The sequence below is a fragment of the Candidatus Bandiella numerosa genome (assembly GCF_021811875.1).
In the GTDB taxonomy this organism is placed as follows: Bacteria; Pseudomonadota; Alphaproteobacteria; order Rickettsiales; family Midichloriaceae; genus Aquirickettsia; species Aquirickettsia numerosa_A.
Genome location: NZ_JAJBJD010000177.1, coordinates 1 through 1,899, shown reverse-complemented (window position 1 = coordinate 1,899; position 1,899 = coordinate 1). Strand labels below are relative to the sequence as shown.

General features: G+C 31.0%; 2 protein-coding genes. Both read right to left on the bottom strand.

All coding sequences use genetic code 11. The features are described from left to right. Positions 1-235 precede the first annotated feature (235 nt). Entirely contained in the window at positions 236-1,615 is a 1,380-nt protein-coding gene (murD, locus tag L8D11_RS05150; protein WP_236870598.1) for a UDP-N-acetylmuramoyl-L-alanine--D-glutamate ligase, read from the bottom strand. Beyond that, the coding region (locus L8D11_RS05145; RefSeq protein WP_236870597.1) for a hypothetical protein at positions 1,612-1,899 on the bottom strand (288 nt) is incomplete at its 5' end. The genes L8D11_RS05145 and murD, both read right to left, overlap by 4 nt.

The following is a 1,899-nucleotide window of genomic DNA, read 5'->3' as shown; positions in this document are numbered from 1 at the left end:
AATGCACACAATGTTTTGCAGATTAAAGCGACTATGTCCTCTAATGAGTGGAATCTTTATGAAGCAAATATTGACAATGAGTTGATTCTAAAAGTTGCTTAACGCTATCTAATATTTATGCTTCCAGGGGAATGTCCATGCGATACCCAATAATTTTGAAATGCTATGTTACGGATTGTATAAAAATATTGCTTAACTTTTATTCTTGTTTTTGGGTCACTTCAGTCAAAACGCTTTAGAGAAACATATCAGAAACCAAAGTTTTAAATCTCTCCCCCCTTTCTTCAAAATTTTTCCATTGGTCGAACGAAGAGCAACAAGGAGAAAGCAAGATAGTGCCATTTTTGACTGTCTCTCTGATTTCACTTAAAGCGTTTTCAATTGTTTTGCTAGTAGAGTATGGTATTTTATTCTCTTTCAATATTTGTATAAACTTGTCTGCATCTTTGCCAACTAAATAGCAATGTCTCACTTCTTTAAGGTGATTACAAAGCTCATTTGTGCTTTTTTCTTTAAATATCCCTCCTGCAATCCAGTAAATATCTTTAAAGGAGTCTAATGCTTCTTTACAAGAAGCAATATTTGTAGCTTTACTATCATTAATAAAAGTTAAGTTGCTAGTTTGAAAAAACAATTCCATTCTGTGAGGCAATCCAATGAATGAATTGAGTGAATTTATAATATTTACAGGTTCAATTTTAAGTGCTCTAGCTGTTGCATATGCTATGGCTATGTTTTCAGCATTATGAGAACCAATTAAACTATTAGGCACCTTGAGGTTAAAAATTTTATGTTCAAAATAATTATCATAAATTTTGTCATTTATCACAGAGATAACGCCTTCTAAAGCTTCTTTACTAGATATTGGTATAATTTTCTGCTTATTTATCAGCTTGAGTTCTTTAAAAATTGCTCTATTAACTTCATTATTCAATGATATTACAGCAAAATCATTTTCATTTTGATTATGGAATATTTTTGTTTTAGCATTTTTGTAATCCTCAAAGGTCTCATATCTATCTAAATGATCGGGGGTAATACTGAGAAGTGATGCAATATTGAATTTATAATCTCTCATTAAATCAAGTTGATAAGATGACAGTTCAATAACATAATGCTCTGTTGCACTATTAAAATTTGGAAGACTTAAGACAGGTATTCCAATATTGCCTCCTAGAGCTGATTTGTAGTTATTTGCACTCAAAATGTGATAAATTAGAGATGCAGTTGTTGATTTACCATTTGTTCCAGTAACTCCAATATAATTAGCTACCGGGCATGCCTTAAATAATATATCAATATCTGTGATAATCGGAATTTTGTATCTTTCGCAAATTGAAAATATTTTATGCGGAGCTGGATATTGATTAGGAACACCAGGACTCACTATCACAAAATCTAATTTCTTAACATCGAACGGATCAATTATATTAGAAAAATGAATATTCTTATCCTTATTTATTGTTTTTTTGATACGTAAAATGTTTTCCTTATTATCGTCCCATGAAAAGATCTGAGTATTTTTTGTTAAAAAAGCATTGAGAGAATCAACACCTGTTTTACCCAAACCGAATATTCCAATTTTGCAATTATTAAAGTTGGCTAAATCTATCATAAAACTCCCATTAACTGCTCCCCATTCACTTCCCAGGCATTCTCTATATATTTAAATCTACCATATTTATCAATCAAAAAGCAATCAAATCTCATCTGGAAATTTTTAAACTGATGATATTGAGATAAGAAATACATTGCAACTTCACAAGATCTACTTTTGGCATTGCTAAGCAAATATAGCGTCAAAGAAGAAATGTATATACACAGATAATTCAGCCATATCAGCGGCTTTGGAATAAGCCTTGGTTTTTCGATTGTATCTCTTGATAAAGTCTCTGAGAG